This is a genomic window from Halomonas lysinitropha, from assembly GCF_902500215.1.
Classification (GTDB): Bacteria; Pseudomonadota; Gammaproteobacteria; order Pseudomonadales; family Halomonadaceae; genus Halomonas; species Halomonas lysinitropha.
Map to the genome: position 1 here is coordinate 494,068 of NZ_CABVOU010000039.1, position 25,983 is coordinate 520,050.

Consider the following 25,983-nt stretch of genomic DNA (forward strand, 5'->3'; position numbering starts at 1 on the left):
ACATTAAAGACAACACTGCCCTCAAAAGGGGCACAGGATCACGACGATGACAACAACAGCGGATATTCACGAGCCGACCTTCCTGGCCGGTGACGAGTTCAGCATTCCCACCTTCCGGCTGCTCAAGCAGGACGGCACCCTCTTCGATGGCGCCAGGGCACCCGACCTGGAGCACGACAAGGCGCTGGCCATCTATCACGCCATGGTGGCCACCCGCGTGCTCGACGAGCGGATGCTCGCCGCCCAGCGCCAGGGGCGGCTCTCCTTCTACATGCAGTGCACCGGCGAGGAGGCCGCCGTGGTCGGCGCCACGGCGGCGCTGGATGATGCCGACATGATCATGGCCCAGTATCGCGAGCAGGGGGCCCTGGTCTATCGCGGCTTCACCTTCGACGAGTTCATGAACCAGCTGTTCGGCAACGAACTGGACTACGGCAAGGGCCGCCAGATGCCGATCCATTACGGGTCGCGCAAGCTGCACTACATGACCATCTCGTCGCCGCTGGGCACCCAGATTCCCCAGGCCACCGGCTACGCCTATGGCCAGAAGCTCGCCGGCGACGGCAAGTGCACCACGGTGTTCTTCGGCGAAGGCGCCGCCTCCGAGGGCGATTTCCACGCCGCCCTGAACATGGCGGCGGTGCACGAGGTACCGGTGATCTTCTTCTGTCGCAACAATGGCTATGCGATCTCGACGCCGTCCATCGAGCAGTTCGCCGCCGATGGCGTGGCGCCACGCGCCTTCGGCTATCGCATGCACGTGATTCGCGTCGATGGCAACGACATCCTGGCGGTCTACTCGGCCACCCAGGAGGCGCGCCGGATCGCCGTGGAGAACAACAAGCCGGTGCTCATCGAGGCCATGAGCTACCGCCTGGCCGCCCACTCTTCTTCGGACGACCCCTCGGGCTATCGCTCGAAGAAGGAGGAGGAAGCCTGGCGGGAGAAGGATCCCATCCTGCGCATGCAGCGCTGGCTGATCGACCTGGGATGGTGGAACGATGACGAGGAGAAGGCCCTCCAGGAGAGCCTGCGCCGCGAGGTGCTGGAGACCATGAAGCGCGCCGAGAAGCGCCCGCCGCCGCCCCTTGACAGCCTGGTGACCGATGTCTATGCGGATGTTACCCCGGAGCTGCAGCGTCAGCTCGACGCGCTGAAGACCCATATCCGCCAGTACCCGGACGCCTACCCGAAGGGCGCGCGCTCCCTGGATCCGGACGTGCGCGCCGGTGACGATGTCGCTGCCAAGGGAGGGGAGTGAGATGCCGACCAAGAACATGCTGCAGGCCATCAACAACGCCCTGGACATTGCCATGGGCGAGGACGACAAGGTGCTCTGCTTCGGCGAGGACGTGGGCAGCTTCGGCGGCGTCTTCCGTGCCACCAGCCATCTGCAGGAGAAGTACGGCCGCGCGCGCTGCTTCAATACCCCGCTGGTGGAGCAGGGCATCATCGGCTTCGCCAACGGTCTGGCCGCCCAGGGTTCGGTGCCGGTGGCGGAGATCCAGTTCGCCGACTACATCTTTCCGGCCTTCGACCAGATCGTCAACGAGACGGCCAAGTTTCGCTACCGCTCCGGTGACCTCTTCAACGTCGGCGGCCTGACCATTCGCGCGCCCTACGGCGGCGGTATCGCCGGGGGTCTCTATCACTCCCAGTCGCCTGAGGCCTACTTCACGCACACGCCCGGTCTCAAGGTCGTGATCCCCCGCGATCCCTACCAGGCCAAGGGCCTGCTGCTGGCGGCCATCCGTGACCCGGATCCGGTGATCTTCTTCGAGCCCAAGCGTCTCTACCGGGCGTCCGTCGGTGAAGTGCCGGAGGAGGACTACCAACTGCCCCTCGGCGAGGCCGAGGTGACCAAGGAGGGTACCGACGTGACCCTGGTGGGCTGGGGCGCCCAGATGGAGGTGATCGACCGCGCCGTGGAACTGGCCGAGAAGGACGGCATCTCCTGCGAGGTGATCGACCTGCGCAGCCTGCTGCCCTGGGACCAGGACAGCGTGGCCGAGTCGGTGTTCAAGACGGGCCGGCTGGTGGTCACCCACGAGGCGCCACGCACCGGGGGGTTCGCCGGGGAGATCGCCGCGGTCGTTCAGGAGCGCTGCTTCCTGTACCTGGAATCACCCATTGCTCGGGTGACCGGCATGGATACGCCCTTCCCTCTGACGCTGGAGAAGGAGTACCTGGCGGATCACCTGAAGATCGTCGAGGCCATCCGCGCCACCGTGAATTTCTGACGACCGGGCTCAGGACAGGAGAGACAAGATGACGGATTTCAAGCTGCCCGATATCGGCGAAGGTATCGTGGAGTGTGAGGTGGTGGAGTGGCGCATCAACGAGGGTGACGTGATCGAGGAGGACCAGCCGGTGGTCGAGGTGATGACCGACAAGGCACTGGTCGAGATCACCGCACCGGAGGCGGGGCGAGTCACCCGGCTCTATGTGCCCAAGGGCGAGATCGCCAAGGTTCATGCGCCGCTGTTTGCCTACGAGGTCGAGGAGGAGTCGGACGCGAAGGCGAAGGCTCAGCCGTCCGACTCCCACAAGGAAGAGGGCGCTCAGTCAGAGCCGGCTTCGTCGACGGCATCGTCACCCGGCAGTGCCAGCAAGGACTTTATCCTGCCGGATATCGGCGAGGGAATCGTCGAGTGCGAGGTGGTGGAGTGGCGCATCGCCGAGGGCGACGACATCGAGGAAGACCAGCCGGTCGTGGATGTGATGACCGACAAGGCGCTGGTCGAGATCACCGCCCCCGAGGCGGGACGCGTCACCCGCTTGCACGTGGCCAAGGGCGAGATCGCCAAGGTCCACGCGCCGCTGTTCGCCTATGCCCCGGCGCACGCCGAGGAGACGAGCGAAGCCGCCGCGACCCCGTCGCCCCCCGCCGAGCCGGCCCCGCGACCGGCGAGGGCGGCGACCCCGTTGTCGGCGGCGCCGCAGGCCAGTGGCCTCGGCCCCCATGGACGGATTCCGGCGAGCCCGGCGGTACGGCGCCTGCTGCGCGAGCTGGGGTTGCGCCTCGAGGAGGTGCCGGGGTCCGGCAAGCAGGGTCGTGTGCTGAAAGAGGACGTTCAGGCCTTCCTGGAGCGCGGCGATACGAGCGCGGCGGCGTCGACATCCGCCGGGGAAGCGGCTCCTTCCGCTCGAGCATCGGCCGGCGAGGCGGAGGTGCGCGCTGAGCCGCTGCGCGGCATGCGTGCCGCCATGGCCCGCCAGATGGTGGCCTCGGCCTCGACGATCCCGCACTTCCAGTACGGCGAGGAGCTCGACGTCACCGATCTGCTGGCGATGCGCGAGCGCCTCAAGCCCGAGGCAGAGGCGCGAGGTACGAAGGTCACGTTAATGCCCTTCTTTATGAAGGCCATGGCGCTGGCGATCCGCGACTTCCCGATTCTCAACAGCCGCCTCAACGAAGCGGGCGACGAGATCCACTACCTGCCGTCCTGCAATATCGGCATGGCCGTGGATGGCAAGGCGGGGCTGATGGTGCCCAACGTCAAGGGGGTGGAGCGGCTGACCCTGCTGGAGATCGCCGGCGAGATCCAGCGGCTGACCGCCGGGGCGCGCGAGGGCAGGGTGGCGTCGTCCGATCTCAAGGAAGGGACCATCACCATCTCCAATATCGGGGCACTGGGGGGGACCTATGCGGCGCCGATCATCAATGCACCGGAAGTGGCGATCGTCGCCATCGGCAAGACCCAGTGGCTGCCGCGCTTCGACGCGCAGGACAAGGTGGTCAAGCGGGCGATCATGACCGTGACCTGGGCGGGGGATCATCGCCTGATCGACGGCGGCACCATTGCCCGCTTCTGCAACGCCTGGAAGGGCTATCTGGAAGCGCCCGAGACGATGCTGCTGCATCTGGGCTGAGTCACCACCGTGGCCAGGGCGGGCGTTACGTCCCCTGGTCGTGGTCCCGAGGCAATCGCCGTTACCCGAAGCGAGAGGCGCCGGGGACAGGTCAAAGGGGAGGTCCTATGCCATGGATGGCATCGGTAGCGCCCAGGGAGGGGTTCACAGCGCCTCCCCGGCGGCCTGTCGCCGGAACAGCCTCGAGCGTTTCGTCCATCTGCGATAGTCCTGGTCGCGGTCCCCTTCGGCTTGGTTCACCGCCGCCCATTCTCTACACTCGTGACGCTACCCTCCCCAACAGGAGACTCTCCATGAGTCGTGAACTGATCCAGGCGCTGCAGGATCCCGAGTGCTACGCTCACCCGGTCAGCGATGTCGAACTGCACGAGACCCATATCTCCTGGGTGCTGCTCACCGGTGACTATGCCTACAAGATTAAGAAGCCCCTGGACTTCGGCTTTCTCGACTTCTCCACCCTGGCCCAGCGCCGCCACTTCTGCGCCGAGGAAGTTCGCCTCAATCGTCGCCTGGCCCCGGAGCTCTATCTGGATGTCGTGCCGATCACCGGGAGCCAGGAGGCGCCGCGGCTGGGCGGCGAGGGTAAACCCTTCGAGTATGCCATCCGCATGCACCAGTTCGACACGGCACAGATGCTGGACCGACTGCAGGAGGAGGGACGCCTGGACGTGGGGCACCTTGACGCCCTGGCCGACCAGTTGTCCGCCTTCCATCAGGGCGTGCCGGCGACCCGTGACGACGCACTGGGCTCTCCGGCGCGCGTGCGGGCGGATGCCGAAGAGAACGTCGAACAGATCCGACCGCTGCTCGACGACCCGCAGCAGCATGACCAGCTGGAGCGTCTGGCGGTCTGGACGCGCGAGAGCCTCGAACAGCTGGATCCGGAGTTGAGACGTCGCCACCGGGAAGGGCATGTCCGCGAGTGTCATGGCGATCTGCACCTGGCCAACATCGTGCTCTACCGCGGTGAGGTCAGGGTGTTCGACTGCATCGAGTTCAGTGACGGCCTGCGCTGGATCGACACCAGTAACGACCTGGCCTTCCTGCTCATGGATCTGGAGCATCGCGGAGCGGCCGAGCTGGCCAACCGGGTACTGAACCGCTATCTGCAGGGATACGGTGATTTCGATTGCCTGCCGCTGCTCGACTTCTACAAGGCCTACCGGGCCACGGTGCGCGCCAAGATCGCGCTGCTCACCTGCGGCAGCTCGAACCTGGACGCCGTTGAACAGGCTCGCCTGCTCGATACCTACCAGTCCTACATCGACCTGGCGGAGCGCTATGCCCAGCCTCGCCAGCCCTACTTGCTGGTGACCACTGGCGTCTCGGGTAGTGGCAAGAGCTGGCTGAGCCAGCGCCTGTCGGCGTCGCTGGGGCTCTTGTGGCTACGCTCCGACGTGGAGCGCAAGCGACAGTTCGGGCTGACGCCGCTGGCCGACAGCCACGCCCGGCACGAACTTAACCTCTATACACCGCAAGCCACCCGCGATACCTACCGGCGTCTGGCCGACCTGGCCGCCGACGCCCTGGCAGCCGGCTATCCCGTCATCGTCGACTCCGCGGCTCTGGATCGGGCACAGCGGGACCAGCTGATCGAGGTCGCCAGCGCACAGGATGTGCCCTACCTGCTGCTCGAATGCTGCGCGGCCGAGGAGCAGCGGCGCCAGCGGCTGCGTGAGCGAGCGGCAGCGGGCGGCGACCCCTCCGAGGCGGACGAACAGATCATGGAGCGTCAACAGGTCGATGCGCGTCCCCTGGCCGAGGCGGAGCAAGCCTACTGCCTGCGCGTCGAGACGGCAGACCTGCGCGATGCCCGACCCGTGGTTCGACAGGTCCGCGAGCGGCTGCTCGGCACGCAGGCGACGCCCTGACATGACCCAGGCGTCCCTCCAGCAGTTCTACATTCCGGAAGAGCAGTCGATCTATCTGCTCAGCCATGACGACGCGCGCAAGCTCAAGGAGTGGGTGGCGCTGTGCCAGGCCCAGCTGGAACAGCTGGGCTATCGGAATATCGAGCTGATCGGCAAGGGCGCCTACGGCTTCGTCTTCGCCGGGCTGACCGAGCTAGGCGAGCAGTACGTCTTCAAGTTCACGCGCGTCAACCTGCCTCAGCACCTCCAGGACCGCCTGGAGGAGGAGGCTTTCATGCTGGAGCAGGTCGATCATCCCCGCGTGCCCAAGCTGATCGTCTTCCAGCGGGTGCGCAGCCAGTCGGTCTTGGTGATGCAGCGTGCCCCGGGCTTCAACATGGAGGAGGTCTCGCTGCACGAAGGCCGCCTGTCACCACGCCTGGTGGTGCGTATTGCCGACCAGCTGGCCGATATCCTGCGCGCCCTGCGCCGCGAGAGCGGGCCGGCCGGCAAGCCGGTGGTGCATGGCGACATCAAGCCCTCCAACCTGGTCTTCGATGAGGCCCGCGAGACCATCGCCCTGATCGACTGGGGGTCTTCGGTCTTCGCCCAGCTCGATGCCAGCCTGCAGTTTGTGGCGACCAATGTCATGGAGCTGATGTCGGACAACCTGCAGCAGACCAACGCACGACTGGGGGACGTCTACTTCATCGGCGAGGAACAGCTCAACGGGGCGCTATCGTCACCGCGCTTCGACGAGCAGGGCGCGGCGGCCACGCTCTATGCCCTGGCCTCGGCGCAGTCCTGTCGCTTCGGCCACCGGGCCATTCCCGCGACCTCGCTGGGGCTGCCCATGGAATTTGCACGCATGCTCGACGGCATGCTCGCCCCCGACCTGCGTACACGAATGCGGGCCGGCGACCACTTCATTCGCGAGATGCCCCGGCTTGCCCGACTGGTGATGCTTGACCTGCCCACCCCGCAGGAGGTCCCCCTGGTGCCGGTCTGGAGTCGCCCGGCGAATCATGAGATCGATACCGTGGTTTACAGCTCGCGCAAGTCTTTCCTGCGCGAGGAGGGGGGGCACGAGACCCTCAACGACATCAACGACGTCCAGCTCGATCGCTACTACAAGAACTTCATGCAGAACATGGGCGAGACGGAGAAGGCCTTCCTGGCGGCGGTGAGCCGGCTGGGCAAGTACCCGGTGGTGGGGGGCTTGGCGGTGCGCTGGGAGGTCGACGGGGTCTATATCGACACCTCGCTCAACCTGCATGATCCGGAGCGGCGCGGCGCCTTCATCGCCGCGGTCAACAACATGGTGACCCTCGCCCGGGCGATCCATCGCCGCGGCATCTTCAAGAGCTGCCTGTTCAACGCCCGCGACACCCTGCACCTGGATCGGGAGAACGTCGAGGCGCCCTTCGTGCCCCTGCCCGGCATGCGCCTGCACTACGAGGTCAGCGCGGTACCCGAATTCGAGGACCGCTCGCGCCTGCACAGCTACTTCGAGGATGGTCCCGACCCGGAGGAGTTTCTGGTGCTGCCCGAGGCGATCATCGCCTCGCTGGAGGCGCTGAACGACATTCATCACACGGGCATGATCATCTTCGAGGCGCTGCCCCAGCACCTCAAGATCCATAGCCACTACCGGCTGCTCGACCCCTCCCGGGAGGAGGAGTTCCGGCGTCGTCTGGATGACATTCTCGACGCCGTGGGGCTGATCGAGGGGCTCGGGGTCTCTGGCTTCATGAAAATGCCCTACAAGGACACGCGCTTCTTCGCCCATATCGAGCGACAGCCCGAACGCTTCTATCCTCGTGATCCTCGGCGGGTCGTCGAGTAGATCAAGGACGTTTCGCGCCTGTCACGCAATTACTTGCCCATGGCCTGCGGCAGCCAGGTGACGATGCCGGGGAAGAGGCTGATCAGCACCACACCGAGCATCATCAAGAAGAAGAAGGGCATGGCCGCCCAGGCGATCGAGAGGATATTGCGCCCCGTCATCCCCTGCAGCACGAAGAGGTTGAAGCCGATCGGCGGGGTGATCTGCGACATTTCCACCACCACCACCAGGTAGATGCCGAACCAGATCAGGTCGATGCCCGCGGCCTCGACCATGGGCAGCATGATCGAGGTGGTCAGCACCACCACCGAGATGCCGTCCAGGAAACAGCCCAGCAGGATGAACAACAGCGTCAGTGCCGCAAGCAGCATGAACGGCGACAGTCCCATGGTGCCGATCCAGGCGGCGAGCTCGCGGGGCAGGCCGGTAAAGCCCATGGCGGCGGTGAGGAAGGAGGCGCCGGCGAGGATGAAGGCGATCATGGTCGAGGTGCGCACCGCCCCGAGCAGGGCGTCGCGGAATACCGTGCGATCCATGGTGCCCTGGACCCGGGCCAGCAGCAGCGACAGCACCACCCCCACGGCCGCCGCCTCGGTGGGCGAGGCAAGACCGGCATAGATCGAACCGATGACCCCGACGATCAACGCCAGCAGCGGTATCAGCCGGCGCGTCCGGCGCAGCTTCTCGCCCAGCGGCAGGCCAGTCTCGGCGGGCGGAATCTTGTCGGGGAAGCGCCAGGACCAGAGCATCAGGTAGGCGGTGAACAGCGAGATCAGCAGCAGGCCCGGAAAGATGCCAGCCATGAAGAGGCGAGCGATGGACTGGTCGGTGGCCACGCCATAGACGATCAGGATGATCGAGGGCGGGATCAGCAGGCCGAGGGTCGCCGAGCCGGCCAGGGTGCCGATGATCAGCTGTTCGTCATAGCCGCGGCGGGTGAGCTCGGGAATGGTCATCCTGCCCATGGTGGCGCATGTCGCCGCCGAGGAGCCGGAGACGGCAGCGAACAGGCCGCAGCCGATGACGTTGGTATGCAGCAGGCGCCCCGGGATGCGCTGCATCCAGGGTGACAGGCCGGTGAACATGTCATCGGCGAGCCGCGAACGGAACAGGATCTCGCCCATCCAGATGAACATCGGCAGGGCGGTGAGCGCCCAGCTGTAGCTGTCGCCCCAGACATTCGAGGCGAGCACGTCGCCGGTGGGCACCGAGGTGAACTGCGAGAGGCCCAGCCAGCCCAGCCCCAGTAGCGAGAAGGCCACCCAGACGCCGCTGCCGAGCAGCACCAGCAGGGCGGTGAAGAGGACCGCCATCATCGTGAGCATCTGGTACCTCCCGGGCTCATTGCTGGCCGCTGTCGTCGATGGTGAAGGTGGAGGGCCGGGTCACGGCGGTCATCAGGGTGGCCAGCCAGGCCTCGGCCAGCGCCAGGCAGAACAGCGCGATGCCGGAGAGCATCGCGGACTGGGGGATCCACAGCGGGATATTCACCAGGCCGTAGGAGGTCTCGTTGAAGGCGATACTGTCGGCCAGCAGCCAGTAGAGGTACCAGCCGAGATAGAGGCCGAGCACCAGGGCAATGCTCAGGCAGAAGAGCTCGACGAAGGCCCGCGGCGTGGGCGGAAGTCGCCCGATCAACAGCGTCACGCGAATATGGCCGCCATGCACGAAGGTGTAGGCGAGCCCCAGGAAGCTGGCGCCGACCAGCAGGAAGCCGGAGATCTGCGAGAGGCCCGGAATCGCCAGGCCGATGCGATCACCGCCGATGCCGGTGGCGATGCGGTCGATGATGCGGCCGAGAATCTGGGCGGTGATCAGGGTGCAGATCAGGATCAGGCAGAGGGCGGCCAGGTAGCCGCCCAGGTTGTAGAGCGCTCTGAGACGATAGGTCATGGCAGAAACCGCAAGCAGGTGCCGGGGCTGGGCGCCCCGGCGGGGTGGGCATCAGTCGCGGGCGGCCTCATAGGCCTCGAGGATGGCGGCCCCCTGGTCACCGGCGCGGCCGGCCCACTCCTCGGTCATGGTCTCGCCGACCTCCTTGAGCAGGGCGGCCAGCTCGGGCGTCGGCTCGCTGACCTCGATGCCGTTCTCCTTGAGCACCGCGAGGGCATCGTCGGTTTCCTGACGGCTCATCTCCCAGCCGCGGGTCTCGGCCTCGGCGGCGGCGTCCAGCACCGCCTGCTGGGTGGCTTCGTCGAGACGCGAGAAGGCCTGATCGCTGACGATCACCATGTTCTTGGGCAGCCACAGCTGAGCATGGTTGAAGTGGCTCAGGTAGTCCCACGCCTTGGTGTCGGCGCCGGTGGCCGGGGAAGTGATCATGGCATCGACGCGGCCGGTGCTGAAGGCGGTGGGGATGTCCGGCACTTCAACCTGAGTCGGTACGGCGCCGACCAGCTGGGCAATCCGTTCGCTGGCGGTGTTGTAGGCGCGCATGCTCAGGTTCTTCAGGTCGTCCGGCTCCTCCAGGGCATGTTGGGTGTAGATGCCCTGGGGCGGCCAGGGCACGGCAAAGAGAATACGCAGCTGCTGTGCGGCGAGCTCCTCGGCAATGATCTCCCGTGAGGCTTCCCAGAGGCTCTGAGCATCCTCGTAGCCTGTCGCCAGGTAGGGTACCGAGTCGACCTCGAAGATCGCGTTCTCGTTGGCCAGGCGAGACATGATCAGTTCGCCGATGGGCACGATGCCGCGACGCACCGAGTTCTTGATCTCGGCATGGCCGATCAGCGAGCCGTTGGAGTGCACGGTGATGTCCAGTTCGCCATCGGTCGCCTCGCGCACGTCGTCGGCGAACTCGCGGATATTGACGGTGTGGAAGGTCATGTCACCGTAGGGGGTGGGCATGTCCCATTCGGTTGCGGCCTGGGCGGTGCTGCCCAGGGTGGCTAGGCTGATACCGAGGGCGGCAGCCGTGGTCAGAGCAAGGAAGGGATAGCGGGCAGTCATGGGCATTACCTCGTGTCGGGTCATGGGGGTCGCTGCGGGATATCGAGCAGCGGGCCTTCCACAAGGAGTCTAGCGACTGTTCGCGAAGAGAGGCGGAGCGGTGACCCATGCCGAATCAACGATATGCGCCTAAACCGCGATGTCTTGTCGATGAAACCTTGATAGATTCTGGCAAATCATCGCAGAGGAGGTGGACCATCATGAAGACCCTGCTGCTCAACGCCGATATGGGCGAGAGTTTCGGTCCCTGGGTCATGGGCCTGGACCACGAGGTGATGCCGCATGTGGACCTGGCCAATGTGGCTTGCGGTTTCCACGCCTCCGATCCCGACGTGATCCGCATGACCGTGCGCCTGGCCAAGCGCCATGGCGTCACCGTGGGCGCCCATCCCGCCTATCCGGACATGGTCGGCTTCGGTCGTCGCTCCATGGCCTGCTCGGCCGAGGAGGTCGAGAATCTGGTGCTTTACCAGCTCGGTGCCCTGGCCGGGGTCTGCCGGGCCGAGGGTCTGGAGGTCGGTTACATCAAGCCCCATGGCGCACTCTACAACGACATGATGCGCGACCCGGAGATCCTCGATGCGGTGATGCGTGCCCTGGTGGCCTTCGACCCCCGTCTGCCGTTGATGGTGATGGCCACGCGGGACCCCGCCGCGGCGCGGGAGCTGGCCGAGCGACATGGCGTGACGCTGTGGTTCGAGGCTTTCGCCGATCGCGCCTATGATGCCGAGGGGCGACTGGTCTCCCGTCGAGAGCTGGGAGCCGTGCACCATGACCCCGAGGTGATCGTCGGTCAGGCGCAGCGCATTGCCCGCGGCGAGCCGTTAAAGGCCAGCGACGGCAGCGACCTCGTGCTCGATGCTGATACCCTCTGCGTGCATGGCGACAACCCCGAGTCGATTGCGGCGATCAAGGCGATCCGTGAGGCCCTCGATGGCCTGGCGAGCACCTCATGAGCGGCGCATTGCCGCAGGGGCTGCCACGCCTCGAGTCCGCCGGGCTGGACGGCTGGATGGTGCGGCTGTTCGATGCCATCGACGAGGGCAACATGCCCTGGCTCACCGCCCTGGTGAGGGAGTGCGAGGCGACGTTCGGTGACCGCCTCGTCGATCTGGTGCCGTCCTATACCACCCTGCTGGTGGTCTTCGACCCGCTGCGACTCTCGCCGGGCGAGGCCCGAGGCTGGCTGGCCGAGATCCTCGAGCGGCTGCAGCCTGACGAGGCGACGTCAGACGCCCCGGTCAAGGAATTGCCTGTCTGGTACGATCCCTCGGTGGGGCCTGAACTGTCGCGACTGGCCGAGCTCGCGGGGATGAACCTCGAGGAGGTGGTGGCCTGCCATAGCGAGCGAAATTATCGGGTCTTCGCCCTGGGCTTTGCCCCCGGTTTTGCCTTCATGGGCAGCGTTGACGCCCGCATCGAGGCCCCTCGTCTGGAGACTCCGCGGCGTCGTGTGCCGGCGGGTAGCGTGGCCGTGGCGGGGCGGCAGACCTCGGCCTACCCCGCGGTCACCCCCGGAGGCTGGAACCTCATCGGTCGGACGCCGGCGGTGCTCTTCGACCGCGACCGGGAGGGGTTCAGCCTGCTGCGGGTGGGCGACCGGGTGCGCTTCGTGCCCATTGACCGCGCGGAGTTCGAGCGCCAGGGAGGTGACACCCGGCCCATGGAGGAGGGGAGATGACGCATCCCGTAGACGGCCTGAGCGTGACGCGTGCCGGCCCCCTGGCGCTGCTCCAGGATGCCGGTCGTTTCGGCGTACGCCGGCTGGGGGTGACCCAGGGCGGGCCGGCGGATCTGCACGGCTGGGCCTGGGCCAACCATCTGGTGGGCAACGCCTGGGGAACGCCGGTCCTGGAAGTGACCTTGGGTGGCCTCGAGCTCGTGGCCGAACGCGACCTGGTCGTGGCGGTGGCGGGGGCCGACCTGTCGGCGACCCTGGATGGCGAGGCGCTGGCCGTCTGGCGCTCGTTCTCCATGAAAGCGGGTCAGCGGCTCGCCTTTGCGACGCCGGTCAATGGCCTGAGAGCCTACCTGGCGGTGGCGGGCGGTTTCGTGGCACGGCCGGTGCTTGGCAGCGTCGCCTGTGTGGTGCGCGAGGGGCTGGGCGGCCATGACGGTCAGGGGCACCGGCTGGCCGAGGGTGATTGTCTGAAGGTCACGCCGCGTCGCGCTTCCTCCGGAAGCGAGGCCCCTCGGGAAGAGCGATATGACTATGGGGGTGCGGCCGAGCTGGCGCTATTGCCGGGTGCCCAGGTAGGCGAATTCAGCGGGGATAGCCTCTTTCAGGCGTTCAACGCGCCCTGGCAAGTGGACGATCGTGCCGATCGCATGGGGGTTCGCCTCACCGGCCCGCGGCTGCAATGCCGGATGCCCAGCATGATCTCCGAGGGAATCGGCCTGGGAGCCGTGCAGGTTCCGCCCGATGGCCAGCCCATTGCCCTGCTCAATGATCGCCAGACCATCGGCGGCTATCCCAGGCTCGGGGCACTCACGCCGCTGGCCTGTTCACGGCTGGCGCAGTGCCTGCCGGGACAGGCAGTACGGCTAAGGGCGGTCTCGGCCGAGCAGGCCCTGGCGGCCTACCGGCACTTGCGCACCGCATTCGCGTGACGCTGCCTCAGGCGTCTCGTTCAAGCACCCAGGCCGCTCTCGCGCAGCAGTTGGTCGATGCTGCGCTCGACCCGGGGCGATGCGGTATCCTCGAGCAGCAGCTGGGTCTCCAGGTCGGTCAGACCGTCCTGGACCAGGCGCTCGATCAACTCGGCCTTGGTGATGCCGGTATGGTGACTGGCACGCTCCAGCCGCGTTTCCAGGTCGCGAGGGAATCTAAGCAGGTGAGGCATGTCGTCGTCTCCATAAGGCCCGGTCCCGGGCGGCCTGATCGTCCTGATACGATAAGATGCTTGTTCGGCCCTGTCACGCCCTGGAGTCTGCCGTGTCGCAATGACGGTATCGTGACATCGCCTCGATGCCGGTATGGCGGATCGTCCTGCCGTCTTCGCTCAAGCCAGTCCCTGCCGGCGCATGACGTCGGTGATGATGGGGACCGGCGTCATCAGGTGCTCGCGCATCATCTCGGCGGCACGCTGGGCATCGCGGGAGAGAATGACCTCCACGAGGGCGGCATGTTCGCGCCGCTTGCGTTCCAGGGCCTCGGCGGAGAAGACCGTCTCGCGCAGCCAGAGGTGTCGGTAGCGCTCCACCTGGTCGAAGAGGCTTTCGCGGACCTTCAGCAGTTGCGGGGAGTTGCAGCCGGCGGCGATGGCCGTATGGAAGGCCTTGTGGCGGGTATCCCAGACATCGAGGAGCTCCTCGGAACTGTTGACCTCGGTCACCTTGGCCAGCGTATGGGCCTTGGCGAGGATCTCGGCTTCCCAGTCGTCGCCCCCTCGTTGGATGGCGAGCTCCAGGATCAGCCCCTCGAGCTGGGCTCGGGCGTCATAGAGGTCGGCGAGCTCCGACAGCGACATGGGTGCCACCCGATAGCCACGCTGGCTGATGGCGACCACCAGGCTCTCGGCCACCAGCTGCGACAGCGCCTCGCGCAGAGGGCCGATGCCCAGCCCGTAACGCTCCTTGAGACCGCTCATCAGCAGCTTCTCGCCGGGTGCGAAGGCCCCGCGTATGATGTCGCGCTTCAGCCAGTGGTAGGCACTGACGCCCATGTTCTGTTTCGATGAGGTGTCCATGGCGCGCTGCCGTTGCGAATGTGATGGTCATCATACCCAATCATCGCCACTGTGGTGAATCGTCTCTTGTAGTATCGAAAAATGGAAACAGACCAGGATCATGGATATTCTCAGGGCGTAGGCCTGTCATTCCGAGGTGAGCCGTGTACGACTTCATCATCATCGGCGGGGGGATCATCGGCATGTCCACCGCCATGCAGCTGAGCGAAGCCTTTCCCGACCGGCGTATCCTGCTGCTGGAAAAAGAGTCAGGCCCGGCCCACCACCAGAGCGGCCGTAACAGCGGGGTCATTCATGCCGGTGTCTATTATCCCCCTGGCAGCCTCAAGGCGCGCTTCTGCCGCGAAGGCAACCGGGCCACCCTGAAGTTCTGCGAGGAGCACGGCATCGAGACCCGCATCTGCGGCAAGTTGCTGGTGGCCACCAATGACCTCGAGCTGGAGCGGATGCAGGGGCTCTGGGAGCGTACCGGTGCCAATGGTCTCGAGCGCGAATGGCTATCCCCTGAGGGACTTCGCGAACGTGAGCCGTCGATCACCGGCGTCGGGGCCCTTTTCGTGCCCTCCAGCGGTATCGTTGACTATTCCCGGATCACCCGGGCCATGGCCGAGACGTTCGAGCAGCGTGGTGGACAGCTCCGCTTTGACCAGGAGGTCACGGGTATCAGGGAGCGGCCCGGCGAGGTGGTCGTCAGGACTCGCAGTGACGAGTTCTCGACCCGCTACCTCATCTCCTGCGCGGGGCTGATGGCTGACCGTATCGTGAGAATGCTGGGACGTGATCCCGGCTTCATCATCTGCCCCTTTCGCGGCGAATATTTCCGCCTGCCCGAGGCGCGTAACGGCATCGTCGATCACCTGATCTACCCCATCCCCGACCCGGCCATGCCCTTCCTCGGCCTGCACCTGACGCCGATGATCGACGGCGGCGTTACCCTGGGACCCAACGCCGTGCTGGCGCTGGCCCGTGAGGGGTATCGCAAGTCCGATGTCTCGTTGCCGGAGCTGGCGCGGCTGTTTACCTATCCCGGGGTGTGGCGAATGCTCTCCAGCAATGTGCGGCCGGGGCTGGAGGAGTTGCGCAACTCGTTTTCCCGTCGCCGCTACCTGGCGATGGTACGCCGATACTGTCCGGAACTGACGCTCGACGATCTTCAGCCCTGTCCTGCCGGGGTACGTGCCCAGGCAGTCTCTCGCGACGGCCGTCTCATCGACGACTTCCTGTTTGTCAACACGCGGCGCACCGTCAACGTCTGCAACGCGCCATCACCGGCGGCGACCTCGGCGCTGCCCATCGGGCGCTACATCGTCGACAAGGTGAAGGAACAGGTGGAGGTCGGCTGAGGTCACGGCCATCGGTCAATCGCGGGGGGCGCGCTTGAGCTCCTGCCAGGCCGCATAGGTGCTCAGGAAGACCCGGCCGGTGAGGTCATCGAGGAAGTCGCTGTGCTTGAGCCGGTCCATCACCGGACCCTTGACCTCGGCCAGGTGCAGGGTAACCCCGGAGTCCTCGAGCCGGGCGTTGATGGCATCCAGGCTTTCCAGTGCCGAGGCGTCGATCAGGTTGACCGCCGAGCAAATCAGCACCACGTGCTCGAGTTCGGGGCGGCTTGCCACCAGCGCGTAAACGGTGTCCTCGAGATAGCGGGCATTGGCGAAATAGAGGCTCTCGTCGATGCGCAGCATGGCCAGGTGACTGACGGTCTCGGTCTCGTGGCGCTGGGTGCTGCGGAAATGCTCGGTACCTTCGATGCGTCCCACCAGCACGCTGTGCGGGCGGCTGGTGCGGTAGAGGAAGAGGGCAATGGAGAGCAGTACGCCCGAGATGATGCCGGTCTCGACGCCTTCTACGAGGGTCAACACGATGGTCACCGCCATGGCCGAGAAGTCGCTGCGCGAATACCGCCAGGTCTGACGGACCAGGGGGATGTCCACCAGGGTCAGGATGGAGACGGTGATGATCGCCGCCAGCGTGGCGATGGGCAGATGCTGCAACAAGGGGGTCAGCGCCAGGGTTACCGCCCCGATGCCAAGCGCCGCGAAGAGGCCAGCCATGGGCGTGCGAGCCCCGGACTCGAAGTTGATCACTGTCCGCGATAGCCCCCCGGTGACCGGCATGCCTCCGCTGAAGGCCGCGGCCAGGTTGGCCCCTCCCAGGCCCACCAACTCCTGATTGGGCGAGATTCGCTCGCGGCGCTTCGCTGCCAGCATCTGGGCCATGGAGATCGATTCGACGAAGCCCACCACGCTGATCAGCAGCGCAGGAATCAGCAAGCTGCGCCAGAGTGACAGATCCAGCGGCGGTAGACTGAGGGGCGGAAGCCCCGCCGGGATGGTGCCGACCACCGCCACGCCACGCTCTGCGAGTCCCAGCCACCAGCTCAGCAGCGTCGTCACGATGACCGCGATCACCGCGCCGGCCCGAGTCAGTAGAGAGGCGAGCTTCTTGGGCAGCTTCACCGCCCGCAGTGTCCGTTCCCCGTAGTGTCGCATGGCGACCAGAAACGTCAGACAGCCCAGGCCGAGCAGCAGGGTCGGCCAATGGGTCTGCCCCAGTTCACCGCCGATACTGACCACCAGGTCGAGCGCGGTGAAGCCGCTCGCCTCGATCCCCAGCAGGTGCACGGCCTGACTGGCGGCGATCAGTAAGGCCGAACTGGAGAGAAACCCTGCGATGACCGGATGACTCAGGAAGTTGGCGAAGAAGCCCAGGCGTAGCAGGCCCATGGCCGTGAGCATCAGTCCGGAGAGTAGCGAGAGCACCAGCGCGGCTTGGAGATAGGCCGCAGTGCCGGGGGCCGCCACCTCGGTAAGGGCCGCACCGCTCATCAGGGCGATGATGGCCACCGGGCCCACGGCCAGGGTGCGGCTGGTGCCGAGCAGGGCATAGGCGATGGCCGGCAAGATGCTGGCATAAAGCCCGACCACGGCCGGCAGGCCGGCGAGCAGGGCATAGGCCAGCGACTGGGGAATCACCAGCACGGTGACGATCACGCCGGCCAGCAGGTCGGCACCCGCCAGTCGATGGGTGTAGTGGGGCAACCAGGTGATGATCGGCAGGTAGCGCTTGAGCATCCGTGTTCGCCAAGTCGGTGGCAGGGTCGATGGAAGTGACCCGAGGATGTCTGCCAGACTAAACGATATTGGTCCCCGCGTTCAGGGTTGGTTAGCATCGGGTGAATCAGTGGATATACCCATCACAACCCAGAAGGACACCCCATGAAGCCCGAGACCCTTGCCCTGCATCACGGCTATGCCCCTGATGACCAGCACGCGGTGGCGGTACCCATCCATCAGACCACCTCGTTCTCGTTCGACAGCGCCCAGCATGCGGCGGACCTCTTCGACCTGAAGGTCGAGGGCAATATCTATTCGCGGATCATGAACCCCACCTGCGCGGTGCTTGAGCAGCGCGTGGCGGCTCTCGAGGGGGGGATCGCCGGGCTGGCCGTGGCCTCGGGCATGGCGGCCATCACCTATGCCATCCAGACCATCGCCGAGGCCGGTGACAACATCGTCTCCATCAGCGAGCTCTACGGCGGCACCTACAACCTCTTCGCGCATACGCTGCCCCGCCAGGGAATCGAGGTGCGTTTCGCGGACAAGGATGACATCGCCGGCATGGAATCGCTGATCGACGCCCGTACCAAGGCGGTGTTCTGCGAGAGCGTCGGCAACCCCTCGGGCAGCGTGGTGGACATGGTGGCCCTGGCCGAGGCCGCCCATCGCCACGGCGTCCCGCTGATCGTCGACAACACCGTGCCGACCCCTTTCCTGTGGCGTCCCATCGAGCACGGTGCCGATATCGTCATCCAATCAGCCACCAAGTATATCGGCGGTCATGGCACGACCGTGGGCGGCGTGATCGTCGACTCCGGCCGTTTCCCCTGGGCCGAGCACGCCGCCCGCTTCCCGCTGCTCAATGAGCCGGACGTGTCCTACCATGGCGTCTGCTACACCCGCGACCTGGGCGAGGCCGCCTTCATCGGCCGCGCGCGGGTGGTTCCGCTGCGCAACATGGGCGCGGCGCTCTCCGCCCAGGCGGCCTGGAACCTGCTGCAGGGCCTCGAGACCCTGTCGCTGCGTATCGAACGCGTCTGCGACAACACTCTGAAGGTGGCTCGGTATCTCGAGGGGCATCCGTCGGTGACCTGGGTACAGTACGCGGGCCTGGAGAGCCACAAGGATTACGCCCTGGCGAAGAAGTACATGAACGGGCGCGCCTCGGGCATTCTCAGTTTCGGCATCCAGGGCGGGCGCGACGCCGGAGCGCGTTTCTACGACGCCCTGGGCATGATCCTGCGCCTGGTCAACATCGGGGATGCCAAGACCTGTTCGTCGATACCGGCGTCCACCACCCATCGCCAGCTCAATGATGAAGAGCTGAAGGCGGCCGGCGTGAAACCCGACATGGTGCGCCTCTCCATCGGTATCGAGCATGTCGACGACATACTCGCGGATCTGGAGCAGGCCCTCGCGGCGAGCCAGGCCTGATCCGGCATCGGGTCACCGGCGGGAATCTCGGGCGAGTCAACGCGACGACCTGGCCGAGGTTCTCGCCTCTCTCGGGCGCGACTGCCAGGCCGACCAGGAATAAAGGGCCAGCCCGATCCAGATCAGCACGAAGGTGGCGAGTTGCACCGGCGCCAGGGGTTCATGGAACACCAGCAGGGCGATAAAGAACTGAATGGTCGGATTGAGATACATCAGAAAGCCCAGCGTCGCCAGTCGCAGGCGGCGCGCGGCCCCGGCGAACGCCAGCAGGGGCAGGGCGGTGATCACCCCGCTGGCCACCAGCAGGGCGGTAGTGCGGCCATTGTCGAGAAAGTGGGAGAGCTCGGCCTGGCTGAGCCAGCCCAGCGCCATCAGGGCCAGGGGCAGCAGCAGCAGGGTCTCCACGAAGAGGCCCGAGAGGCCGTCCAGCGGCACCTGCTTGCGCAGCAGTCCGTAGGTACCGAAGGAGAAGGCCAGGACCAGGCTGATCCAGGGCAACTCGCCCAGCAGTACGAGCTGGATGGCGATGGCCAGTCCGGCGAGCCCCACGGCCACACCCTGCAGGCGTGCCATGCGCTCGCGCAGCACCAGCATGCCCAGCCCCACGTTGACCAGCGGTGTCATGAAGTAGCCCAGGCTCGCCTGCAGCACATGATGGGTCTCCACGGAATAGATGTAGAGTCCCCAGTTCAGGGCGATGAGCAGGGCGCAACCCAGCACACGGCCGAGGCGCTTCGGTTCGGCAAGGGCTCGGCGGATGGGTGACCAGCGGCCGAGCAGGGTGACCAGCCCGACCAGGAAAAGGCAGGACCAGATCACGCGGTGAAGCAGTATCTCGAAGGCGGGAACGCCCTGGAAGAGGGCGAAGAACAGCGGGAAGCACCCCCATGTGACATAGGCGGTCAGGCCGAAGGCGACGCCCTTGGCGGCTTCGCGGTCGGGCAGGGAGACGGGGGTGGCAGACATGCGAGCCTCGCAGCGAGAAAGGGCTAACTTAGCAGGCTACAGGTTCGCTTGCCACGGCCCGCGCGCATCGGCTGACGGCGACGGGGCTACTGGGGTAGGCTGTGTCCGGCCATATTATCTGAACGGGAGTCCCAGCATGAGCGAATTGAGAACCACCCTGGTGCAGTGTGATCTGCGCTGGGAAGACCCCGATGCCAACTGCCGGATGCTCGAGGAGACCCTGGGCGATCTGGGCGCCGAGGAGACCGACCTGATCGTGCTGCCGGAGATGTTCGCTACCGGCTTCACCATGAACTCCCGGGAGATGGCCGAGCCCATGGCCGAGAGCCGCACCGTGGCCTGGCTTCAGGACCAGGCGGCTCGGCGGGGCTGTGTGGTCACCGGCAGTGTCGCCGTGATGGACAACGGCGACTACTTCAACCGCCTGGTCTGGGCGCGCCCGGATGGCAGCCTTGTCACCTACGACAAGCGCCACCTGTTCCGCATGGCCGGGGAACACGAACGCTACGCCATGGGGCACGAGCGAGTGATCGTCGAGCTCAAGGGATTCCGGATCCTGCTCAGCGTCTGCTACGACCTGCGCTTTCCCGTCTGGCTGCGCCAGCAGCCGGGGCCCGACGAACACTTCGAGTACGACGCCCTGCTCTGTGTGGCCAACTGGCCGGCGCCCCGGCGTCACCCCTGGCGAGTGCTGCTGCAGGCCCGGGCCATCGAGAACCTCTGCCCGGTGATCGGCGTCAATCGGGTCGGCGAGGATGCCAAGGGCATGGCCTATGCCGGGGACTCGATGTTGGTCGATGCCAAGGGGGAAGCGCTGCTCGACGAGCCCCGGGACACTCCCTTCCTGAAGACCGGTAGCCTCTCACTCGAGGAACTGCGTGGTTTCCGTGAGAAGTTCCCGGCCTGGCGCGATGCCGACCATTTCGGTCTCGCCGACGGGGTCGGCTACTGATGCGTCTCGACCGTTTTCTGTGCGAGACCACCGATCTGACGCGCAGCCTCGCCAAGAAGGCCCTGCACCGCGAGGAAGTCCAGGTGAACGGCGAGGTGGTCAAGAATCCCGCCACCCAGGTCGACGAGCAGAGCCGTGTCGTCTGGAACGGCGAGCGCCTGGCCCTGGTCGGCCTGCGCTACGTGATGCTTCACAAGCCCGCCGGGGTGGAATGCAGTGCCCGTCGTGGCCTCTACCCGCTGGTCCGGGAACTCGTTGACCTGCCCCACCTGGAGCGTCTGCAGACGGTGGGCCGGCTCGATGTCGACACGACCGGCCTGGTGTTGCTCACCGATGATGGCCAGTGGTCCCACCGGGTCACTTCACCGAAACGGCACTGGGGCAAGGTCTATCGGGTGACCCTCGCCGAGCCGCTGGAGGGAGACGCACTGGACACCGCCGTGTCCGGTTTCGCCGAGGGCCTGATGCTCGACGGCGAAGAGAAACCGACCCGCCCTGCACAGCTGGCCATGCGTTCTTCGCACGTTGCCGAGCTGACCCTGTTTGAAGGCAAGTACCACCAGGTCAAGCGTATGTTCGCGGCTATCGGTCACCATGTGGTGGCCCTGCACCGTGAGTCGATCGGACCGCTGTCTCTCGGTGAACTGGCGCCCGGCGCATGGCGCGAGCTCACCGAGGATGAGGTGGCGCTCTTTTGAGGCCGGTACGGCGCTTAATGCCACCGCCTGCCTTCGGCCCGGTCGTCGGGAGGCGTCACGCGTAGGTCTCGATCCTCGCTCGTCCGCGGTGTTTGGCCGAATATAGCGCCTTGTCGGCGAGCCCGATCAGTGTCAGCGGATCGCCGGCATGCTCTGGGTAGGTGGCGATGCCGCAGGAAACCGTCAGGGGCCCGAGCACCCGGTCACGGTGACGGAAATGCGTACGACTCAGGACCTCCAGCAGCTGGGCGAGGCGTGCCTCGGCGCTGGCTGATGTCGCCCCCGGCATGATGACGACGAACTCCTCTCCCCCCATCCGGCAGACCACGTCGGCGTCTCGGAAGTGATGTCTCAGTACCCGTCCCACGCCGACCAGGACCGTATCGCCCGCCTCGTGACCCTCGCGGTCGTTGAACCGCTTGAAGTGGTCGATATCGATCATTGCCAGCGTCAGCGGTGTCCCCTGGCGACGCGCGATCGCTGCCTGGTGCTCCAGCAGCTCATCGAAGTAGCGGCGGTTGTGCAACCCGGTGAGGGCGTCCTGGTAGGAGTAGGCCTGCAACGTCTCGACCATCTGTTCCAGTTCCCTTGTTCGCTCGGTCACCTGCTTCTCCAGGGAGAGATTGAGCCGCTGCAGTTCGCGATGGGTGTGCCGGTAGTGCCAGAGCGAGATCATCACCATGGCGAAAACGAAAGCCAGCGCACCGCCACTCAAGGGAACACGGCGCCACGAGAGCAGCCCGTGGGCCACGGCCATGTCAATCACCAAGAGGAAGACAAAGAGTCCATAGCTGGTGATGATCAGCTTCTGCTCGATATTGAGGGTGCCCAGGTGCACGATAATGGTGGTAAACATCGCCAGCAACGTGACCAGCAACAGGGCATCGAAGGGGGGGAAGGTGCTGGAGAGGTCGATGACCCCGGCCAGCGCCAGCCCCGGCGCCATCACCAGATAGCCCAGATGGAGTTGCCAGATGCGCCTCAGCAGTGTTGACCGTTGCGCGGCGAACCAGTGTTCCAGCATTAGTCCCATGGCCACCGGTAGGGTGTAGTAGCCGATGGCCGCCAGATAGTCCCACAGGAGGGGGTTGTCCAGGAGCAGCTGGCTGGCCTGCGTCTCGGCCAGCAGCATGATGCCCGCGGCCATGGCAAAGAGCCCGATACCGATAAAGCTGCGCCGGTTGCCCTGCACGAGGGCAAAGATGAAGGCCAGCAAGGCCATCAGTAACAGGAGGGCGCCGATGATCAGATCCCCGGCCGAACGCTCCAGGATGTACTCCATCAGGTCGAGGCGGTCCATCAGCTTGACCTCGCCCCACAGGCCAATGTCGGTGTAATCGGAGAAGACGCGGAAGTGGAGGGTCTTGCCCGCAAAGTTCTCGGGCAGGCTGATCATGTGCCAGGGCCAGCCCGAGAAGCGTCCTTCTCCGCGGTCATCGAACTCCCCGTATTGGTAGATCAGCTTTTCCTCTAGCCAGGCCTGGAGGATCAGGTCGACGCTGTAGATGTAGAGCACCGGGTCACGCCACTCTCCCTCGGGCAGGGTGATGCGGAACCAGGCGTGCTTGCTGCCCTCTCGGCCGGGCGGATTGGAAGGGAAGGCGATCGGCCGCCATTCCCCCTGCGATGCAGGGTCATCGACCCAGGCCGGGGTACCGTCGGCCCGGAAGGGGGAGTCCCCCCAGCGGTACTCCCAGCCTTCATCGAGTGACACCGGGGCAGTATCGGCGCGGGCCGGGGAGGTGGCGAAGATGGCCATCAGCAACGCCAGGAACAGGGTTCCGGGCAGGCAGCGGAGGAGTGTGCGCATGGTGTCCTGTAGCCTTGGACAAGAGAGATAACGTAACCCAGCGTAACCGGTGACGGGTATCACCCTTGTCAACGCTTCGCGGCAGTCACTTAGCAGCCTGCAGGCGGTAATTCAACTTATACCGTTATCTACATTCATGCCATCCGATAGCATCGACTGGTTCAGATAATCAGCTCTGCCAGGGCGCAAGCCCGGCGGCGGCTACCAGCGCACGCGTATAGTCACTGACGGGGTTCTCCAGGACCTGCAGGCAGTCGCCCTGTTCCATCACCTCACCGTCCTTGAGCACCATCACCCGATGGGCCATGGCGCGAACGACTGCCAGGTCATGGCTGATGAACAGATAGCTGAGATGCCGTCGGGTCTGGAGGTCGCGCAGCAATTCGACGAGCTGCTTCTGGACGCTGCGGTCCAGCGCCGACGTGGGTTCGTCGAGGACCACCAGTCGTGGCTCGAGAATGATGGCGCGGGCCACCGCGATGCGCTGACGCTGGCCGCCGGAGAACTCGTGGGGATAGCGGGAGGCGCACTCCTCGGGGAGGCCCACCTCGCGCAGGGTGTCACGCACTCGGCGATCGACTTCAGCGGTGGTGAGCTCTGGATGATGGAAGCGCAGCCCTTCGCTGACGATATCGAAGACCGGCAGACGCGGCGAGAGCGAACCGTAGGGATCCTGGAACACTACCTGCAGATTGCGGCGCTGGCGTCGCAGCGCGTTGCCGGTCAGCTGGTCGAGGCGGGTGCCGTCGAAGTCGATCTCGCCGCTGCCCTGGCCCAGCCGCAGCAGGGCGAGGGCCAGGGTGGTCTTGCCCGAGCCGGATTCGCCGACGATGCCCAGGGTCTCGCCGGGTGCCACGTGGAGGTCCAGCGGCTTGACGGCCTCGAACGGCGGCGGACGCCGGGCGAACAGCCGTCTTGGCCGGGGAAAGCGGACCGCGACGCCTCGGGCACGAAGGAGGGGAGCGATCCGGCCGATGGGTGCTGGGCGGCCCTCTGGCTCGGCTTCCAGCAGCAGCCGGGTGTAGTCGCTGCGCGGGCGGGTGAAGACCGCCTCCACTGGCCCGGTTTCCTGTTCTCGGCCACCATTCAGCACGCAGATCCTGTCGGCATGGCGGTGCACCAGATTGAGGTCGTGGGTGATGAAGAGCATGCCCATGCCGTGGGCATCCCGCAGTTCGGCGAGCAGGGCGAGGATCTCCTGCTGCACGGTGACGTCGAGCGCGGTGGTGGGCTCGTCGGCGATCAGCAGCTCGGGGCCGTTGGCGATGGCCATGGCGATCATGACCCGCTGGCGCTGGCCGCCGGAGATCTGGTGTGGCCAGGCATCCAGCAGGTCGTCGGCGCGCGGCAGCTTGACCTGTTCCAGCAGTTCGCGGGTGCGCACCCGGGCGGCCTTGCCCGTGAGTCCCTGGTGCAGGCGCAGGGTCTCGCCGATCTGCTTGCCGATGGGATGTAGCGGATTGAGTGAGGTCATGGGTTCCTGGAAGACGAAGCCGACCCGTCCGCCCCGCAATCCGCGCCAACCCCGTTCGGGCAGGGTGGTAAGGTCGGTATCGCCCAGCCGCCGCCCGCCTTCCACCCGGGCATTGGGTGGCAGAAGATTCATGGCGCCGAGTGCCGAGACCGACTTGCCGGAGCCGGATTCGCCGACCAGCGCGAGGGTTTCGCCACGATTGACGGTGAGCGACAGCCGATCGACCACGGTGACCGCGTCGAAGGTGATGGTCAGGTCGTGTAGCTGCAGCAGGGGGGTAGTGCCAGGCTCACGCATCGGGCCTGCTCCTCGGAGATTCGCTGGCTGCCGGGGATGGGCCGGCGGCATGCTGAATATGGCGGGGGTCGAAGGCATCGCGTAACCCTTCGCCGATGAACACCAGCAGCGAGAGCATCACCGAGAGGCTGACGAAGGCGGTAATGCCCAGCCAAGGGGCCTGGAGGTTGTTCTTGCCCTGGGCGACCAGTTCGCCCAGGGACGGCGAGCCCGGTGGCAGGCCGAAACCGAGGAAGTCCAGGGCGGTGAGGGTGGTGATGGCCCCGGTGAAGAGGAAGGGAATGAAGGTCAGGGTGGCGACCATGGCATTGGGCAGCACGTGGCGCCACATGATCAGCCGTGAGGGCAGGCCCATGGCCTTGGCCGCACGTACGTATTCCAGGTTTCGGGCGCGCAGGAACTCGGCGCGCACCACGTCGACCAGTCCCAGCCAGGAGAACAGCAGCATGATGCCCAGCAGCCACCAGAGATTGGGTTCCACCAGGCTTGCCAGGATGATCAGCAGGAACAGCATGGGCAGCCCCGACCAGATCTCGGTGATGCGCTGGCCTATCAGGTCCACCTTGCCGCCGAAGTAGCCCTGGATACCGCCGGCCAGCACCCCCAGTACCAGTGACCCGGCGGTAAGTACCAGCGCGAAGATCACCGAGAGCCGAAACCCGTAGATCACCCTGGCCAGAACATCGCGGCCCTGGTCGTCGGTACCCAGCCAGTGGCGCGCGGTGGGCGGCGACGGAGCCGGGTGGTCGAGGGCCATGTCCAGGGTCTCGTAGGAGAAGGGGATCGGTGGCCAGAGCATCCAGCCGTTGGCCGTGATCTCGTCGCGCACGAAGGAATCGCGGTAGTCGGCGGGGCTGGGCAGAAAACCGCCGAATTCGGTGTCTGGGTAGTCCACCAGAACCGGTATGTACCACTGCCCCTGGTACTGCATGACGATGGGTCGGTCATTGGCGATCAACTCGGCTACCAGGCTCACCAGGAAGAGGGTCGCAAAGATCCATAGCGAGAGCCGGGCGCGACGGTTGTCGCGAAAGACCGCCAGGCGGCGACGCGTGATGGGAGAGAAATCCCGCGAGAGCAATGACATCG

The 25,983-nt window shown here is 65.8% G+C and carries 22 protein-coding genes; 12 read left to right on the forward strand and 10 right to left on the reverse strand.

The genetic code is table 11. The features are described from left to right. Positions 1-46: 46 nt before the first annotated feature. The 5 genes from HALO32_RS14025 (at position 47) to HALO32_RS14045 (ending at position 7,569) form a co-directional block, all read left to right on the forward strand. Positions 47-1,261 (forward strand): thiamine pyrophosphate-dependent dehydrogenase E1 component subunit alpha, encoded by a 1,215-nt coding sequence (locus HALO32_RS14025; protein WP_151444498.1) that lies wholly within the window; start codon positions 47-49, stop codon positions 1,259-1,261. 1 nt (position 1,262) lies between these two features. Next, a complete protein-coding gene (locus tag HALO32_RS14030; protein ID WP_151444499.1) occupies positions 1,263-2,240 on the forward strand; it encodes an alpha-ketoacid dehydrogenase subunit beta in 978 nt (325 codons plus the stop codon). A gap of 28 nt (positions 2,241-2,268) precedes the next feature. Then, a complete protein-coding gene (locus tag HALO32_RS14035) occupies positions 2,269-3,873 on the forward strand; it encodes a dihydrolipoyllysine-residue acetyltransferase (protein ID WP_151444500.1) in 1,605 nt (534 codons plus the stop codon). A gap of 293 nt (positions 3,874-4,166) precedes the next feature. Further along, positions 4,167-5,744 carry a bifunctional aminoglycoside phosphotransferase/ATP-binding protein gene (locus HALO32_RS14040; RefSeq protein WP_151444501.1) on the forward strand — a complete coding sequence of 526 codons (1,578 nt, stop codon included), beginning with the start codon at positions 4,167-4,169 and terminating at the stop codon, positions 5,742-5,744. Position 5,745: 1 nt separating this feature from the next. Beyond that, the gene (locus HALO32_RS14045) at positions 5,746-7,569 is read left to right on the forward strand and encodes a protein kinase domain-containing protein (RefSeq protein ID WP_151444502.1); all 1,824 of its coding nucleotides are present in this window, start codon (positions 5,746-5,748) and stop codon (positions 7,567-7,569) included. Between the two features lie 29 nt (positions 7,570-7,598). Here HALO32_RS14045 and HALO32_RS14050 read toward each other — a convergent pair whose 3' ends face one another. Genes HALO32_RS14050 through HALO32_RS14060 form a run of 3 tightly spaced genes read right to left on the reverse strand, consistent with a single transcriptional unit; the run spans position 7,599 to position 10,515 of the window. Next, on the reverse strand, positions 7,599-8,894 hold the full coding sequence (locus tag HALO32_RS14050; RefSeq protein WP_151444503.1) for a TRAP transporter large permease: 1,296 nt from the start codon (positions 8,892-8,894) through the stop codon (positions 7,599-7,601). Between the two features lie 16 nt (positions 8,895-8,910). Next, positions 8,911-9,462, reverse strand: a complete 552-nt coding sequence (locus tag HALO32_RS14055) for a TRAP transporter small permease (RefSeq protein WP_151444504.1) — start codon at positions 9,460-9,462, stop codon at positions 8,911-8,913. Between the two features lie 51 nt (positions 9,463-9,513). Next, positions 9,514-10,515 (reverse strand): TRAP transporter substrate-binding protein, encoded by a 1,002-nt coding sequence (locus tag HALO32_RS14060; protein WP_225810017.1) that lies wholly within the window; start codon positions 10,513-10,515, stop codon positions 9,514-9,516. A gap of 200 nt (positions 10,516-10,715) precedes the next feature. On the opposite strand from HALO32_RS14060, the gene HALO32_RS14065 reads away from it, so the two are divergent. From HALO32_RS14065 to HALO32_RS14075, 3 genes are read left to right on the forward strand one after another with little or no spacing between them, the layout of a single operon-like run. Further along, complete coding sequence (locus tag HALO32_RS14065; RefSeq protein WP_151444506.1) at positions 10,716-11,471, forward strand: 5-oxoprolinase subunit PxpA; 756 nt, start codon at positions 10,716-10,718, stop codon at positions 11,469-11,471. Continuing rightward, on the forward strand, positions 11,468-12,196 hold the full coding sequence (gene pxpB / locus HALO32_RS14070; protein ID WP_151444507.1) for a 5-oxoprolinase subunit PxpB: 729 nt from the start codon (positions 11,468-11,470) through the stop codon (positions 12,194-12,196). The genes HALO32_RS14065 and pxpB overlap by 4 nt, the downstream gene beginning before the upstream one ends. Beyond that, positions 12,193-13,125: a 5-oxoprolinase subunit C family protein gene (locus HALO32_RS14075; protein ID WP_151444508.1), complete on the forward strand. Its 933-nt coding sequence runs from the start codon at positions 12,193-12,195 to the stop codon at positions 13,123-13,125. The genes pxpB and HALO32_RS14075 overlap by 4 nt, the downstream gene beginning before the upstream one ends. A gap of 20 nt (positions 13,126-13,145) precedes the next feature. On the opposite strand, the gene HALO32_RS14080 is transcribed toward HALO32_RS14075, so the two are convergent. Both HALO32_RS14080 and csiR read right to left on the reverse strand, forming a co-directional pair. After that, positions 13,146-13,358 carry a hypothetical protein gene (locus HALO32_RS14080; protein WP_151444509.1) on the reverse strand — a complete coding sequence of 71 codons (213 nt, stop codon included), beginning with the start codon at positions 13,356-13,358 and terminating at the stop codon, positions 13,146-13,148. 159 nt (positions 13,359-13,517) lie between these two features. Next, the gene (gene csiR, locus HALO32_RS14085) at positions 13,518-14,204 is read right to left on the reverse strand and encodes a DNA-binding transcriptional regulator CsiR (RefSeq protein WP_151444510.1); all 687 of its coding nucleotides are present in this window, start codon (positions 14,202-14,204) and stop codon (positions 13,518-13,520) included. A gap of 143 nt (positions 14,205-14,347) precedes the next feature. On the opposite strand from csiR, the gene lhgO reads away from it, so the two are divergent. Next, on the forward strand, positions 14,348-15,547 hold the full coding sequence (lhgO, locus tag HALO32_RS14090; protein WP_151444511.1) for an L-2-hydroxyglutarate oxidase: 1,200 nt from the start codon (positions 14,348-14,350) through the stop codon (positions 15,545-15,547). Between the two features lie 15 nt (positions 15,548-15,562). Here lhgO and HALO32_RS14095 read toward each other — a convergent pair whose 3' ends face one another. Continuing rightward, positions 15,563-17,278 (reverse strand): SulP family inorganic anion transporter, encoded by a 1,716-nt coding sequence (locus HALO32_RS14095; protein WP_151444512.1) that lies wholly within the window; start codon positions 17,276-17,278, stop codon positions 15,563-15,565. A 144-nt stretch (positions 17,279-17,422) separates the two neighbouring features. Between HALO32_RS14095 and HALO32_RS14100 the strand changes: the two genes are divergently transcribed. Then, the gene (locus HALO32_RS14100; protein WP_151444513.1) at positions 17,423-18,697 is read left to right on the forward strand and encodes an O-acetylhomoserine aminocarboxypropyltransferase/cysteine synthase family protein; all 1,275 of its coding nucleotides are present in this window, start codon (positions 17,423-17,425) and stop codon (positions 18,695-18,697) included. Between the two features lie 36 nt (positions 18,698-18,733). Here the strand turns inward: HALO32_RS14100 and rarD are convergent, their stop codons facing one another. Continuing rightward, on the reverse strand, positions 18,734-19,663 hold the full coding sequence (rarD, locus tag HALO32_RS14105) for an EamA family transporter RarD (protein ID WP_151444514.1): 930 nt from the start codon (positions 19,661-19,663) through the stop codon (positions 18,734-18,736). Positions 19,664-19,799: 136 nt separating this feature from the next. Between rarD and HALO32_RS14110 the strand changes: the two genes are divergently transcribed. Both HALO32_RS14110 and HALO32_RS14115 read left to right on the forward strand, forming a co-directional pair. Further along, the gene (locus HALO32_RS14110; RefSeq protein ID WP_151444515.1) at positions 19,800-20,615 is read left to right on the forward strand and encodes an amidohydrolase; all 816 of its coding nucleotides are present in this window, start codon (positions 19,800-19,802) and stop codon (positions 20,613-20,615) included. Further along, complete coding sequence (locus tag HALO32_RS14115) at positions 20,615-21,313, forward strand: pseudouridine synthase (protein ID WP_151444516.1); 699 nt, start codon at positions 20,615-20,617, stop codon at positions 21,311-21,313. Before HALO32_RS14110 ends, HALO32_RS14115 begins: the two co-directional genes overlap by 1 nt. 55 nt (positions 21,314-21,368) lie before the next feature. On the opposite strand, the gene HALO32_RS14120 is transcribed toward HALO32_RS14115, so the two are convergent. From HALO32_RS14120 to HALO32_RS14130, 3 genes are all read right to left on the reverse strand, one after another. Next, positions 21,369-23,123, reverse strand: a complete 1,755-nt coding sequence (locus HALO32_RS14120; protein ID WP_151444517.1) for a sensor domain-containing diguanylate cyclase — start codon at positions 23,121-23,123, stop codon at positions 21,369-21,371. A 169-nt stretch (positions 23,124-23,292) separates the two neighbouring features. Further along, the gene (locus HALO32_RS14125; RefSeq protein WP_151444518.1) at positions 23,293-24,894 is read right to left on the reverse strand and encodes an ABC transporter ATP-binding protein; all 1,602 of its coding nucleotides are present in this window, start codon (positions 24,892-24,894) and stop codon (positions 23,293-23,295) included. Beyond that, positions 24,887-25,981, reverse strand: a complete 1,095-nt coding sequence (locus tag HALO32_RS14130; RefSeq protein ID WP_151444519.1) for an ABC transporter permease — start codon at positions 25,979-25,981, stop codon at positions 24,887-24,889. The genes HALO32_RS14125 and HALO32_RS14130 overlap by 8 nt, the downstream gene beginning before the upstream one ends. Between the last annotated feature and the right edge of the window lie 2 nt (positions 25,982-25,983).